General features: G+C 39.4%; 14 protein-coding genes. 7 read left to right on the forward strand and 7 right to left on the reverse strand.

Translation table 11 applies throughout. From position 1 onward, the window contains the following. Nucleotides 1-118: 118 nt before the first annotated feature. Entirely contained in the window at nt 119-922 is an 804-nt protein-coding gene (locus VNZ46_RS18555) for a glycerophosphodiester phosphodiesterase family protein (protein ID WP_325561517.1), read from the forward strand. Nucleotides 923-1,032: 110 nt separating this feature from the next. On the opposite strand, the gene VNZ46_RS18560 is transcribed toward VNZ46_RS18555, so the two are convergent. Continuing rightward, nucleotides 1,033-1,158, reverse strand: coding sequence for a hypothetical protein (locus VNZ46_RS18560; RefSeq protein ID WP_325561518.1), 126 nt, complete (start codon nt 1,156-1,158; stop codon nt 1,033-1,035). A gap of 110 nt (nt 1,159-1,268) precedes the next feature. Here VNZ46_RS18560 and VNZ46_RS18565 point away from each other — a divergent pair, with 110 nt between their 5' ends. From VNZ46_RS18565 to VNZ46_RS18590, 6 genes are all read left to right on the forward strand, one after another. Beyond that, nucleotides 1,269-4,073 (forward strand): outer membrane beta-barrel family protein, encoded by a 2,805-nt coding sequence (locus VNZ46_RS18565; RefSeq protein WP_325561519.1) that lies wholly within the window; start codon nt 1,269-1,271, stop codon nt 4,071-4,073. Nucleotides 4,074-4,078: 5 nt separating this feature from the next. Beyond that, entirely contained in the window at nt 4,079-4,858 is a 780-nt protein-coding gene (locus tag VNZ46_RS18570) for a GLPGLI family protein (protein WP_325561520.1), read from the forward strand. Nucleotides 4,859-4,913: 55 nt separating this feature from the next. Then, nucleotides 4,914-5,591, forward strand: coding sequence for a response regulator transcription factor (locus VNZ46_RS18575; RefSeq protein ID WP_325561521.1), 678 nt, complete (start codon nt 4,914-4,916; stop codon nt 5,589-5,591). Continuing rightward, the gene (locus tag VNZ46_RS18580) at nt 5,591-6,946 is read left to right on the forward strand and encodes a HAMP domain-containing sensor histidine kinase (protein ID WP_325561522.1); all 1,356 of its coding nucleotides are present in this window, start codon (nt 5,591-5,593) and stop codon (nt 6,944-6,946) included. The genes VNZ46_RS18575 and VNZ46_RS18580 overlap by 1 nt, the downstream gene beginning before the upstream one ends. A 106-nt stretch (nt 6,947-7,052) precedes the next feature. Beyond that, complete coding sequence (locus VNZ46_RS18585; RefSeq protein ID WP_325561523.1) at nt 7,053-7,556, forward strand: hypothetical protein; 504 nt, start codon at nt 7,053-7,055, stop codon at nt 7,554-7,556. Nucleotides 7,557-7,582: 26 nt separating this feature from the next. Beyond that, the gene (locus tag VNZ46_RS18590; RefSeq protein WP_325561524.1) at nt 7,583-8,506 is read left to right on the forward strand and encodes a bestrophin family protein; all 924 of its coding nucleotides are present in this window, start codon (nt 7,583-7,585) and stop codon (nt 8,504-8,506) included. Between the two features lie 26 nt (nt 8,507-8,532). Here the strand turns inward: VNZ46_RS18590 and VNZ46_RS18595 are convergent, their stop codons facing one another. The 6 genes from VNZ46_RS18595 to VNZ46_RS18620 all read right to left on the reverse strand — a co-directional run. Continuing rightward, nucleotides 8,533-8,979 carry a DUF1569 domain-containing protein gene (locus VNZ46_RS18595; protein ID WP_325561525.1) on the reverse strand — a complete coding sequence of 149 codons (447 nt, stop codon included), beginning with the start codon at nt 8,977-8,979 and terminating at the stop codon, nt 8,533-8,535. Beyond that, nucleotides 8,963-9,397: a VOC family protein gene (locus VNZ46_RS18600; RefSeq protein ID WP_325561526.1), complete on the reverse strand. Its 435-nt coding sequence runs from the start codon at nt 9,395-9,397 to the stop codon at nt 8,963-8,965. The genes VNZ46_RS18595 and VNZ46_RS18600 overlap by 17 nt, the downstream gene beginning before the upstream one ends. A gap of 47 nt (nt 9,398-9,444) precedes the next feature. Further along, nucleotides 9,445-9,897 carry an AraC family transcriptional regulator gene (locus tag VNZ46_RS18605; RefSeq protein WP_325561527.1) on the reverse strand — a complete coding sequence of 151 codons (453 nt, stop codon included), beginning with the start codon at nt 9,895-9,897 and terminating at the stop codon, nt 9,445-9,447. Between the two features lie 88 nt (nt 9,898-9,985). Continuing rightward, nucleotides 9,986-11,902, reverse strand: a complete 1,917-nt coding sequence (locus tag VNZ46_RS18610) for a TlpA family protein disulfide reductase (RefSeq protein ID WP_325561528.1) — start codon at nt 11,900-11,902, stop codon at nt 9,986-9,988. 11 nt (nt 11,903-11,913) lie between these two features. After that, entirely contained in the window at nt 11,914-13,353 is a 1,440-nt protein-coding gene (locus VNZ46_RS18615; protein WP_325561529.1) for a RagB/SusD family nutrient uptake outer membrane protein, read from the reverse strand. A 15-nt stretch (nt 13,354-13,368) separates the two neighbouring features. Beyond that, a partial coding sequence (locus VNZ46_RS18620; RefSeq protein WP_325561530.1) for a TonB-dependent receptor domain-containing protein occupies nt 13,369-14,808 on the reverse strand: 1,440 nt, incomplete at its 5' end.

The raw sequence follows: 14,808 nt of genomic DNA on the forward strand, positions 1-14,808 counted from the left end.
CTATAATGAATCTACTATTTCCGTTTACTGCGTTGATAGCAATAAAAAGGAAACCCCCAACTAGTCGCACCTTGATTTTCAGTTGTATATATCGCAGATATGCCATTAAAATAACAACATGAAATCAACATTGCTAAACAACGATTTTAATATTATCGCCTATCGGGGTGGTACCGAAGAAAAACCTGAGAACTCTGTTGCTGCAATTCTTCATAGCCTCCGTTATTCCCCAGACGCAATCATAGAAATAGATTTACAGCGAACTAAAGAAAACAATGTCATTGCATTCCATGATTTTGATTTAGAACGTACTTCCAATGGAAAGGGAAAGGTATGTCATTTCACGGTGGAAGAATTACAAACCTTAAATCTAAAAAATGCAGACGGAACCTTAAACAGCCTTTGTAAAATCGCTACACTGGATGAAATATTTAAAACTTTCAAAGGGCAAAGGTTTATACTCGACATTCATGAAAACAATCCTACACTGATCAAAAAAGTAATAGCTATTGTGGAAAGCCATGAGCAGCAAAGCAACATAGCGATACAAAGCATCCACGATGTGATCATTGACCAATTCCGGCTATTGAAACCTACATGGACGTTCATTGCCGGAACAAAAGAAACCAAGAGATTCATTTACGCCAGTAAACTGAGGATGGAAAGATGGGTTAAACTAAAATCTGACATCATCTTTCTTCCCGAAAAACTGGGAAAAATGAAAATTTTAACTACACGGGCCCTGAACGAACTCCACCGCAGAAAAATAAAAGTATGGACCTGTAAGAACTTTGACCCCTATGAAAATGTCAACTCCTATGATGAGATCAAAAGAATAAAAGGACTGGAAGTTGACGGTATCTATACGGACAATCCCGAGAAATTGATAGAGGTTCAGTCCCCTCTCAGTGCAATTTGCTAAAGAAAATCCGTGTACCCCAGTCTGCACCCAAGAAATATGTTTTACTGATTCAAGCCTCAGAACCTGCAAGGTTCAGCTAGATCAGAAAACATATTTTCAAAGCACCACATTCACAGCTCCTTCGCAGCAGAACCATACCAGAACCACAAAACAGGTACTTTCAGCGAATCTCCCACCAATTTGCTCCAACTCTGGCATACATCTGCCCCGGCTTCGCCATCTATGAAACCCCTCATCCATCCACATTTAACTACCTACTTTACAACATGTTAAAAAAAGTTAAAAGATCTTAAACGACTTGACCTGACAAACGAATAACCTTAATTTGGTTAACATATTTACCTGTATGAAAAGAATAATGCTCTCGCTGGCACTCCTTATTGGAGTTTCTCTAGCTCTGCATGCGCAGAACAACAACTACCAGATCAAAGGATTTGTAGTAGATACCGCTTATAGCGCAAAGCTTGTTAATTCCAGTATATCTGTACTCAACGCAAAAGATTCTACCCTGGTTAACTTTGGTTTCGCAGCAGAAAATGGTTCCTTTACTATAGATCAGCTTTCACCCGGACAGTTCATTTTATTGGTTACCTATCCAGGCTATGCAGATTATGTTGAAAATTTTAAACTGGATTCTATACACCGGGAAAAAGATTTTGAAAAACTTAGCTTAACGCTTATAGCCAACCTGTTGCAGGGTGTGATCATCAAAGGCAAAGCCACTGCCATTAAAATAAAAGGGGATACTACAGAATTTAATGCTTCCAGCTATGTTATACAACCCAATTCTAAAGTGGAAGATCTGCTCAAACAACTACCCGGTATCCAAATAGACAAAGACGGAAAAATCACTGCACAAGGTCAAACCGTAAATAAGGTACTTGTTGACGGCGAAGAGTTTTTTGGAGACGATCCTACACTGGTGACCAAAAATATACGTGGCGACATGGTGGATAAAGTTCAACTGTACGATAAAAAAAGTGACCAGGCTGCATTTACAGGCATAGACGATGGCCAAAAGACAAAAACGATCAACATCAAATTAAAAGAAGATAAAAAACAGGGTTATTTTGGAAAAGCAGATGCCGGGATTGGAACCAATAAAAACCATCAGGAGCAGCTTATGTTTAACCTGTTCAAAGCAAAGAAAAAATTCGCTGCTTACGGAATTTTAGGCAATACAGGAGTTACTGGCTTAGGTTGGCGGGACAGCGATAAATATGGTGGTTCCAGCAGTATGGAGTTCTCAGATGATGGAGGCTTAATGTTTTATTTTGACGGAGATGATGGGCTGGATTCGTTTGATGGCAGGTATGATGGCCAGGGAATACCGCTTGTTAGATCTGGTGGTGTGCATTATGATGCGAAATGGAACACCGATAAAGAGTCTGTCAATGCCAACTATAAAATAGGTTCTATGAATGTGGATGGGACCAAAAATGTGATTTCCCAGAACAATCTTCCCGGCAATGTGATCAAAAGTAATTCTGATGAGTCTTTTAATAATTATGCGTTCCGGCAAAAAGGAGATGTCAAATATGAAGTGAAACTCGACACACTGTCTTCATTAAAGGTTTCCGCAGAGGCCACTTTTAAAAATAGTGAAAAAAACAGCACCTATATTGCAGCATCCAAAAGAGAAAACGATGTCATGTTAAATGAGAGTAACCGCAGTCTGGCTAATAAAAGTGATGAAAAACTCTTTAAAGCAACGGTTTTCTGGAACAGAAAGTTTAAGAAGAAAGGGAGAAGCATATCTGTAAATTTAACAGAAAACATTAGCAACTCAGAAAGCAATGGATTCTTAAAATCTACCAATAAATTTTACAATGATCAGGGGATATTGCTACCAGACAGTACAAAAATCATAGACCAGTATAAGACCAATCGGTCTAAAACCAATGTATTTAATTCCAATATCACTTACTCGGAACCTATTTCCGCCTCTTTTTCTGCCTTATTCAACTATGGCTTAGGTATCAATAACAGCCTGCAGGACAGGAAATCATTCAACCCCTCCGCTCCTGGACAATATACCATATTGGACAGCGTATACAGCAACCGTTATAAACTTGACCAGCTGAGTAATCAGTTTGGCTTGATCTTTAATTACAATAAAGACAAAACCATTATCAACTTTGGGAGTAAGGTAACAGCCGTCCAATTTAATCAGCTTGATGAATACACCAATGGAAGCTTGCACCGAAATTTCATCAACTGGAGTCCTCAGGCTTCCTATCAATATAAATTCTCCCAGCAAAAATCGCTGCGTTTTAACTATAATGGAAATACTTCCCAACCCCGTATAGATCAGATCCAACCGGTAAGTGTAAATACAGATCCCCTGAATATTACCATGGGTAATCCAAACCTGAGACCTTCGTTTACCAATCGTTTTAGCTTAAATTATAATTCTTATAAGGTTTTGAGTTCTACATCTCTTTGGGTAAACGGTTCTTATAGTTTTACCATGAACCCTATAGTGAGCAATGTGACAACAGATTCTGCTGGCAAATCCACTTACCAGTCTATCAATTTAACGAGTAGAAACAGCTCAAATTTTTATTTTTCCGCAAGTTTGAACAACAAAATTAAGTCTATTGACCTCAACTTTGGCTTTTATGCAAGTACCAATGGAAATACATCCTACAATTATTCCAATACTGCACTTAACAAAACAAAATCCTACAATTATTCAGGTGGGATCAGTGTTTCCAAATACAAGGAGAAGAAATACAGTTTCTACCTGAACATGGGGCCTAATTATAACACCAGTGAATCCTCTTTGCAGAAGAATTTAAATAATAATGGCTGGGGATTTAATGGTAGTTCTTCCTTTACTGTCTTCTTGCCATTTAAAATGGAGTTGGGCTCAGATGGGAATTATGAGTTTAAAGGAAAGACGGAATCGTTCAACGAAGACTTTAGCCGTTTTATATGGAATGCCTCGATCACCAAAAAGTTCTTCAAAGAAGAGAATTTGCGGCTATCCTTTTCCGGAAAAGACCTTTTGAACCAGAATACCGGTTTTAACCGCAGCGCTTATGGCAATATGATTACCCAAACCAATTACACCACTATTAAAAGATATTTCATGTGCTCCTTAACTTGGGACTTTAACAAAATGGGGGGCGGAAAAACACAAAAATAATGAAGATGAAACTGATCTATATCGCTATAACGATCTTGCCGCTTTGTTTTGGAAACAGAACGGCAGCACAAAACGCCCGGTTTATTCATCAGGGGGTTATTGAATATGAAAAAAAGGTAAACATGTATGCCCTGATCAAAAAAAATATGGGCAAAACACCCAGTAGCTTTTATGAACAAGCTTTTGATGCATTTAAAAGAAGTCAGCCTCAATTTAAGCAGTTGAAAAGTGTATTGAGTTTTTCGGACCAGAAAACACTGTTCACTCCGGTTGACCCTAAAACTGCATCACAAGGATCCTTTTTTGGCGATGAACCTTCCACCCTTCAGGGTAACATCATTTATACTGATTTATCGGCAAAAACAAGCACCATGCAAAAAAAGGTGTATGAAGAGACTTTTTTAATTAAGGATAAGACCAGAAAGTTTACCTGGAAAATTACCGATGAGAAACGTGACATTCTGGGATACAACTGCAGAAGGGCCAATGGTATTATGATGGATTCTATCTATGTGGTTGCATTTTATACCGATAAAATCCCTGTTCCTGGCGGACCGGAATCATTCAGCGGACTTCCGGGTATGATTCTTGGTGTCGCTTTACCGCATGAAAACATCACTTGGTTTGCAACTAAAGTCAGTGATGTACCAGTATCGGCAGATGTGGTCAAACCGCCTGTTAAAGGAAAACCAATGGACCTCGAAGGCTTTAAGACCTTTTTAGGTACCGCGTTAAAGAATTGGGGCGATTACGCTAAAGCAGCAATGAAAGGTTTTATGATGTAGAAAAGTCGTTTTTTTCTTGTAATCTCCGTTTTTTTTTAGATTCTTTACCATCAACATGAATTTATTAATCGTAGAAGATGAGCCAAATGTGGTCTCGGTGATTTCCCGGGGCCTTACCGGTGAAGGATTTTCGGTCAGTGTAGCGCCCGACGGACTGATTGGGGCCCAGATGGCTAAAAATAATTCTTTCGATCTGATTATTCTTGACATCATGTTACCGGGTATCAATGGTCTTGAGCTTTGTAAAATCATTAAAAACGAGAAACCCGATGTTCCTATTATTATGCTCACTGCTCTGGGCACAACAGAGAATATTGTGACCGGCCTGGACAATGGCGCTGACGATTATATTGTTAAACCTTTTAAATTTGAAGAGCTCTTTGCCCGCATCAGGATGCTGCTCAGACGTTACAGCGGAATAGTAAATAGTGACCAGATTATAAACATAGCTGATCTGTATATTAATGTAACAGCAAAAACCGTGAAGAGAAATGACGTGGAGATTATTTTAACCGCTACGGAGTATCGTTTGCTGGAATTTATGGCCAAGAACAAGTCTAAAATTCTATCCAGGATAGATATATTGGAAAGCGTTTGGGATATCGACTTTAACCTGGGCACCAATGTGGTGGATGTCTATGTAAACTACCTTAGAAAAAAAATAGATAAGCCCTCAGATCAGAAATTGATCCATACAGTTGTAGGTTTGGGTTATGTTTTAAAAGATAAATAATGCAGATTGCCAAAAAGATTACCTTATTGTTTGCCATCTTATCGGCTATCATCATTTCATTGCTGAGTGGCTTTGTTTGGTATTTTTCTAATGAATTTGCCTTTGAAGATTTTTACAAACGACTGGAAGCAAGAGTCAATATTGCCGCACAGATTAAACTCTATGATGATGGCAATAATGAGGCCTATGCTAAGATCAGGAACCGTTATCTGGAACGCCTACCTTCGGAAAAAGAATACATTCAGGAGGCTGATAAAGGAAATGGAAGTAAGCTTAGAACAGATTTAGATCTCCCGGCCAGCTTTTATGACCAAATCAATTCCGGGAAGATGGCACGGTACCGCGTGGAAAATCATTTTTATGCAGGTAAATATTTCCAGGGGCCGGGTCAGGGCTATATCGTGATCATCTCTGCCAATGATCCATTTGGCTTCAGGGAATTAAAATATCTTCAAAAAATATTACTTGCCGGCTTCCTTTTATCTATTGTCTTATCCTTTGTGGTGGGATGGAAATTCTCTGATTATATGCTCAGGCCTCTGCGTAACATTATAAAAAGCGTTAAAAAGATCAAAGCAGAAAATCTCCATCTTCGTTTAGATATTAAAAATGGAGGCGATGAGATGACCCAGCTTGCACAGACTTTTAACAATATGCTCAACCGGCTGGAAACAGCATTCGAGACCCAGAACAATTTTATAAGTAATGCCTCCCATGAGCTACGGACCCCCTTAACCATTATCAGTGGAGAAGTAGAGTTGGCCTTGCAGACCAATACAGATCCTCTTCAGCAAACTGCATTATTGAAGATAAAAGACGAAACAGAAAGACTTGGGCATATCCTCACCAGCCTGCTGGGTTTGGCCCAATCAGGTTTCAATGGTAAGAACCAGCCCTGGGAAGATGTGAGAATGGATGAGATGCTTTGGGAAATTAAAGCATCCGTTGGCCAGGTCTATCCTAAAAGCAAAATAGAAATTGATTTCAGTAAACTGCCCGATAGCGAAGAACAATTGAATATAAGGGCAAACAGGAACCTGATTAAACTGGCCATTAGCAATATCGTAAGCAATGCCTGCAAGTATTCCAACCATCAAACGGTAAACCTGAGCATTGAGTGCAAGGCCAATAAACTCTCTATAGCAGTTATAGATAAAGGAATTGGTATACCTGAAGGTGATGTCCAGCATATTTTTGAACCCTTTTTCAGGGCTTCAAATACAAATGATTATGAAGGCTATGGTGTGGGTCTTCCGCTTTCTTTGAATATCATCCGCCTGCATCAGGGCAGTATTGCAATCAAATCTACGGTAATGGAAGGCACGGAGATTAAGGTGCTCCTTCCTTTAAAATAAGGAACATTATTTAAATTCTAATGCGGTTCTAATCTCACTCTTATCCGGTTGTAATGCTTCTGGCCTAATCTTGTATTAAATCATTATTCATTTAACCTTCAAGATTATGAAAACAGTATTGGTACCGACAGATTTTAATCCCGAAAGCACAAAGATCATTGATGCCTTAGTGGCAAATCTAAGAAATGAACCGTTAAAAATCATCTTTCTACATGCTTTCAAGTTATCGGATTCGATAACAGATATGCTGATGCTGAGCAGGAGAAACCGGGACTACGAAAATGTGAGTGACGAGTTTTATACACAACTCCGTCACTATAAAGAAAAATATGAGGATCATAGTTTCAGGATAGAATATTTCTATGGCAGTACAGCTGTTGCCTTTAGAAATTTCACGGAAGCACTGGAAGTAGATTGTATTGCCTACCCCAGACACTACGATTTCAAAAAAATCAATAAGTATAGCATTGACCCAAAATTCCTGACAGAACGCACTGACTGTAAAGTGATTTCGTTAGACACTTATGCTGTTCCTGAGCAGGATTACAGCAGAGAGTCCTTGATGGACACCAAGATACACGAACCTCAGTTGCAAACCTCTCCTGTATAATTTATACACCTTAAAAAAAGATTATTATGCTGTTAAAAAACAATATTCCGCTGACTTATATTTTTGGAAAGATAAAAAAGGAGCTCATTTTCGTGGTTGCCTATTCTATAGGCATTGTGGTCCTTTATCAGAATTTCCATGTTACACGCATTACGATTCCTGTGGCGGTACCGGCACTATTAGGCACAATTATATCTCTGTTGCTTGCCTTTAGATCCAACCAGGCTTATGACCGCTGGTGGGAAGCACGGATCTTATGGGGAGCTATTGTGAATGATTCCAGAAGCTTGTCCAGACAGATCCTGTATTTTGTTGAAAACCCTTATGACCAGGAGGAAGTAGAAATCTTTAAGAGCCGTTTTGTGAAACGGCAAATTGCCTGGTGTTATGCATTGAGCCAATCTTTAAGAAACCATCGTGCAGATAAAGGTCTGGAGCGTTACCTGACTAAGGAAGAGATGCAGTTTATCAAAAATAAAAATGTTTTGGTGGCTTTATTGGAACTTCATGCCATTGATTTGAAGAAGGCTTTAAATGAAGGATGGATCAATAAATATCAGCAAATTGAGATTGACAAGACATTAAATGCTTTATGTAACCATATGGGTGGCTGTGAGCGGATAAAAAATACCGTATTTCCCGTTACTTACAGCAAATACATTAATATGTCGATACACCTGTTCATCATTCTGTTACCCTTTGGCCTGATTGAATATTTTGGTTATGTTGAAATTCCGGTGGTTATTGCTATTGCTGCTTTCTTCTTACTGGTAGAAAAAATGGCAGTGCATCTTCAGGATCCATTTGAAAACAAACCTACTGATACGCCAACGACGACTATTTGCCGGGTTATAGAAAGGGATTTATGCCAAATGCTGGATGATAATAAGTTATACGAAGACCGTCCTCAAACAGAAATGGCACCGGTAGGATCCTACTATATTCTTTAAATACAATTTGGGGCATAATTCACAGACTATGCCCCAAATTGTCTTAAGTGGTGATCCGTATGCTTATACGATAAATATCCTGTCTGTTCTCTAGTTACCTTCCCGAAAAACGGGTGCAAAAAATCATCGCCTGAATAATGTGCATGCCCCTCAAGCAGCGAAATCCATTTTTCACTCTCAGATGCCAGATCACCATTGTTGTCTGCTATTTTAAATTCCGGACTGGTAGGTGTATTACGTCTCAACGGGTTATCATCTTTAGTTAAATCTTTCAAAGCTATTTTGCCAAATATCCGCCCGATCAAAGATCGTTTAAACGGTACTCTACCCAATACCATTTCTTCCCATAACCTGCAATGTTTTACCATCTGGTACACATTCATTTTGCCCCATTGAGGTTTACTGTTTTCGTGGAGCAAATTGATCCTGTAGATCAATTCATCTCTTGTGCTTTTATCAAATATTGTTTTCATTGCCAAAGTTATTAATGGGTTGCAAAGAGAAAAAATTCCCTGAATCGTCTTTGAACAGGGCTTCTGTTCCATAAAATTCCTTGGTAGGTGCCTTAATAAATTCAACACCCTTGGATTTTAATTCTTCATAGGTTGCAAAAATGTCATTGCAGGTTAAAACCCCGCAACCAAATATTCCCTTTTTGATCAAATCAATTAAATTATCAGCGATTTCTTTTGGGAACATTTTGCTTACTGTAACCGGAAATAAGACCAATTGTAAATCGGGTTGTTCAGGTGGTGAGACCGTAAGCCAGCGGGTTCCTGGTCCCATTTGGATATCATCCACAAGTTTAAAACCTAATTTATTTACATAGAAATCATAAGCACTATCCTGGTTGATGACATGGATGTTTGTGATGGTCATTTTTGTAATCATAGCTGTTGCGATTTAGTATTAAACATAACACAAATCTCAGCAATGATTTAGTCATTGGCTTCTTCAAAATTGCTATTTTCAATCCAACCATGCTGATACGCATAACAACCCGGCACAAAGGAAAGCGGGGCAAGACTGATCTTCCTTTTGGTTTGCTGATGCTTCATTAAATATGCCGATGGAGAGGTTCCAACTACTTTTGAAAACAGACCGCTGAAAGAAGAAACACTGTCAAAACCTACAAAAAAACAGGCTTCAGAAACGGAAACTTCATTTTTCAGCAGTTCTTTAGCTTTCTCAATCCTTACATATTTTAAATACTGATGAGGTGTTTTCCCATACACAGACTTGAACAGGCGGATAAAATGAAATTTAGAGAAATAAGCCTCATCTGAAATATTACCAAGATCTATTTTATCAGCATAGTTGTTGTCAATGAATAGTTTGGCCTGAACGATTCTTCTATACAAATAAACTTTTGGATATTGTTCTGCTGCCATTTTAATCTGTACATTTCCTGAGGGTATTCATGCAATATACAAAAAATGCGGCATAGTATTGCACACGAACTACTATGCCGCATAAGGTCTAATTTTTATTTTCCTGCAGCAGCAATTCTATTTCTACAGCCAGTTTTTTCTGTAGAATCTCTCCCTCAAATCCGATCGTTCTGAACTGCATCAGGCCTTTCTGATCCAGTACAACAATAGTTGGAATTAAGGTAAACCCGACCTTATCCCCTATGTTCTTATCGGTATTATAATAAACCGGGAAAGTATAATGGCTGTTCTGCCCGGCCCATTTTTTTGCATCTGCGAGGGTATTGTTGGCACCGCTGTTCACTACCATAAACATGACATCTGGGTTGTCCTTATATTTCTGATATACTTTATGAAAATAGGGCATTTCCTGCATACAGGGCACACACCAGGTGGCCCAGAAATCCAATATAACAATCTTTCCCTTCATCATTTCTGGCGTAACTATTTTACCTTCCAGGTCTGTAATACCAGATAGTTCCGGTCCTGGCTTGTTCATCAGTTGTTTTTTAAGTTTTTCTCTTAACTGTGCAAGTTCCAGTTTCTCTAACTCACTTACCTTGGCTTCAAATTCTGCTGAAGAACTATTGAATTTCATGAAATTGGTCTTTGCTTGTTTCAAAACCACGGTATCTGTCGGGTTTTTCAGCAACAGTTTCCACAGGGCATCAAAAGCTTTCTGGTGTTGACCGGTTTGCTCATAAACCGCAGCTGAATTTAGAATGCCTTCTCTCCCGTTACTTTGGCTTAATGCTTCTGCAGTATATTTTAAGGAAGAGGCTTTGTTTCCCTGATACAATTTATTTAATGCGATTAAGGAAAGCAAAGCTGATTTGGCTTCAGCAATCGTCTTAGTCCTCACACTATCTGCAACGTAGGACGGGATATATCCAAATTCAGGAAAATACCGGATAATGCCAACAGGCCACTGTGCTACCCTATCAAGAGATTTGCGGGCATATTGAATAGCATGTTCAGGTGCAATTTTGGCTTCCGTTAATTTTTCTGCTATGTCTTTTAAATTTTGAGGGATTTGAGGGCTGTTTTTAATTACCAAACGGGCGGCATGGGCCAAAGCCTTTACAGAATCGCCTGCAGAAGCATACAGATCAAACAGCAAAGAGTGGATATTCGTGGAACCTTCTCCCCCAGACTGATCGCCTGTTTTCAACAGAGCTTCCAGTTTATGGATCTTCTCTACTGGATCTTTTTCCCTGGAAATCAGATCAGCACGAAGATCTTTTCCGAGATCAGAATTAGGATATCTCTCTCGAATTACCTTTCTGACCGAGTCTAACCGACTTTTCTCTCCGATCATCAGGTATCCCATGGTCACCAGATTTACATTTCCAATAGTTGTAGGGTCGGCTTTAAATTTGGCAGCAATGATTTTCCTGGCTTCATTTCTGTATTTAAGTTTTTCTGTAGGATTTTTGGAAAGGTTGATCCTGGTGTTCAGCAATGCAATTTTAGCTTCATAATTATTGGGATAGTTCTGGAGTTCTTTTTCCAGCAACGCAATTTTCAGTGTTGAAATATCTGCTGATTTGGGCATCTGGGCGGTTAGGCTATAGGCTTCATGAAGTAAACCGCTTTCCACCCTTTTGCCTCCTTTATATACTGGAATTTCAAAATGCTTTTGTTCTGATGGTTTTTCTACAACATCACCACTCTGAATGTAGAAGGTTGCATAAGTTGCATAACGCTGCAAAACAAAAGAGGCTACCCAATCCTCTCCTTTCTTAACCATTGGCATTTTCCAGGGCAGTTCGTAAAAAGTTGAATAGGTAAAAACGATATTCACCTCCGTTGCTGTTTTGCTGATCTTAGCATCCGCAGCGCCTGTATGATAGGTAATGGTCACTTTCGCTCCCCTTTCGGGTTGTTCAGGACCCACTTCGAGGACCTGAGCTTGTACTTGCCAGCTGGCAAGTACAAGTAAGATCAGGATATATATGTTTTTCATTTTCTTTACGCTTAATTATAACCCGGGTTTTGTACCATGTTTGGATTGGTTTTAATAACATCTGTAGGGATAGGCATTAAAATAGCCGTAGATTTCCAAAGTGGTTTGGTTGCCGGAAGTACATCATCTGCTCGTGTTTTCCCAACTGTAACTGTACTTTTCCAGCGTTTAAGATCAAACCAGCGGTGTCCCCATTCTGCGAAGAACTCGACTCTTCTCTCCTGCTCCACCTGCAGCATTCCTGCTGCAATACTGCCTGGTAAAGTTAACGGCGCAAGCCCCGCGCGGTTGCGGATTACATCTAAGTCTTCTTTTCCGGGTTGTAATTTGCCCTGTTGTATCCTTGCTTCTGCACGGATCAGGTAGGCTTCTGCAAAACGCAAAACCATAGAATACTCAGTTACAACTGCATTTGTCCTGACTTTATATTTATAAGGGTAAGTATGCGTTAATGGAGGTGTAGCTGATGTTGTATAGTTCCCTGTCCAGTTGGATTTTCTAAGATCATTGGGTTCAAAAGCAAATACAAGTCCGTATTGTGGGTCCTTAGTTAGTCTGTAATAAGCTGTTGGATTGGTAATGCTGGCAGGTGTCATCGTAAAACCTTCCCAGGTGTTTCTGTTTCCGGATATATTTACTGGTTGAAGCTGCCAAACAGCTTCCTTACTATTTTTTAGGAAAACATCATTTATTTTTTCCTTAGGCAAAAGACTGTAGTGCGCATTGTCTGCAATAACTTCTCCCGCTTCAATTTCAGCCTGGGCATTATTACCTGAATAAAGATAGGTGCGTGCAAGCAGCAGTGTTGCAGCTCCCTTAGCTGGTCTTGTTCGCTCTCCTCCTCCCTGGAAATCACTGGATAATAATCTTTTAGCATCCACAAGATCTGCAATGATTGCCTGGTAGACTTGAGCTGTTGCTGTTCTTGGTAAATCTGTATTTTTAATCACATCAGTATCAAGAATAAGCGGGACATCTCCAAAAATATTAACCAGGTAAAAATGGCAAAAGGCACGTATAAATTTCGCCTCTCCCAGCAACTGATTTTTTACCCCGGCACTTAAAGTATTGGATGCGGTTACACCTTCAATAATTGAGTTGGCACGATATATAAAATCATAAGGTTGTGACCACATGCCATTCACATAAGTATTGCCTGGGGTTACAGTATTATTTTTAAATTCATCAAACCCGGCCAGCGTTGCGGCATAAGTAAAATCATCTGCCGACATGGAACCCATAAACATAGTGATCACATTGGCAAATTGATAGTTATAGGCATTCATATCTGAATAAACTCCTACCATAGCGGCAATAGCGGTTTTATCGTTTACAAATACGCTGCTTTGTGCAAGTTCTGTTCTGGGTGCGTCTACATCTACATATTTTTTGCAGGAACTGGCTGCAGTAAATGTGATGATCAATAGTATATATTTAATAGCTTTCATCATTTAAAAAATTAAGGGTTAAAAGGAAACTTGTAAACCTGCAGTATAGGTGCTTAAAGGCGGAAGAACCGGACCTTGGGTTTCCGGATCAAAACCTTTGTATTTTGTAATGGTAAACAGGTTCTGCCCCTGCAGATAAACTGTTAAATTTCTTACTTTAAGATTTTTAAACAGCGAGCCGAGATTATACCTCAGGGCTACATTTTTTAAGCGGATAAATGATGCATCCCCCCAATTTGCGCTAGAAAGCCGCCATTGTGTATAGGCCTGATAGGCTGGTCCGGTAGTGGTGGTTGCAATCGGTACATCAGTCACTTGTCCTGGAGTTGTCCAGCTGTTTAAAGCGCTGATGTCTTTATTACCTATTGCTCCATAAGGAGTAGACAGGCGCCCGTAATTTAATAATGGCCCTTCTTGTTTAACAAACTGGAAAAAGAAATCCAGACTCCAGTTCTTGTAAGTCAATGTATTTTGAAATCCTCCGTAAAACTTTGGTGTGGTAGTGCCTAACACGAATATATCTTCAGGATCGCTGATAAGACCATCTCCGTCCTTATCTACAAATGTAGGGATACCCGTTTGCGGGTTAATTCCTGTAGACTTAAATCCAGTTGTTACATTAATAGGCTGACCGATAAAATATTTGTTTGCAAAGGAGGAATTTTCCAATCCTGGGTATTTAAGGAGTTTATTCCTTGCTATGGTCAGGTTTAATGAAGTGTTCCATTTGAAATCGTTTTTATTGATGTTGATGGTATTCAATTCAAATTCAAATCCTTTATTTTCCAGTTCAGCAGGCAGATTGGCTACATAATAAGAGAATCCGGATTGAGGAGACAATACATATTCAATCAACATATTCCCGGATTTATTATGGTAATAATCGGCGGTAAACAAAATGCGGTCTTTGAGGAAACCCAGTTCCAGGGCCGCTTCAAATTTGTGGTTCACTTCCCACTGATAATTGGAGTTAGCAAAACGTGTTGGAAACAAAGTACCTAATTTTGCATAAGGGAAACTTGTTGCCGTCCAGCTGTCATAGTACTGGTAATCGCCAATCTGATCATTCCCCACAGTTCCATAACTACCTCTGATTTTACCAAAACTTAAGAAGCTCAGATTGTCTTTAACAAAAGATTCATTAGCAAACAGCCAGGCCGCACCTATGGCTCCAAAATTCCCAAATCTTTTACCTGGGCCAAAACGGGAAGACCCATCTCTTCTAAAAGTTCCGTTGAGGATGTATTTTTCATCCCAGTTATAAGTTGCCCGGCCAAATACCGAACTGTATTTGTAGTCTGAATAATTGTATGTTTTGGAAAGGAGATTCACTGCCGCATTAGGGTTATTGAGCTGATCGTCACTTGGGAAACCCTCTCCCTGCAATCTTTGTCCTTCTGTAATGGTAGACTGAAGCGTACCTCCAGCCAATAATTTAAGTACCCCTTTGCTTATTGG

The organism is Pedobacter sp. (genome assembly GCF_035566355.1).
Lineage (GTDB): Bacteria > Bacteroidota > Bacteroidia > Sphingobacteriales > Sphingobacteriaceae > Pedobacter.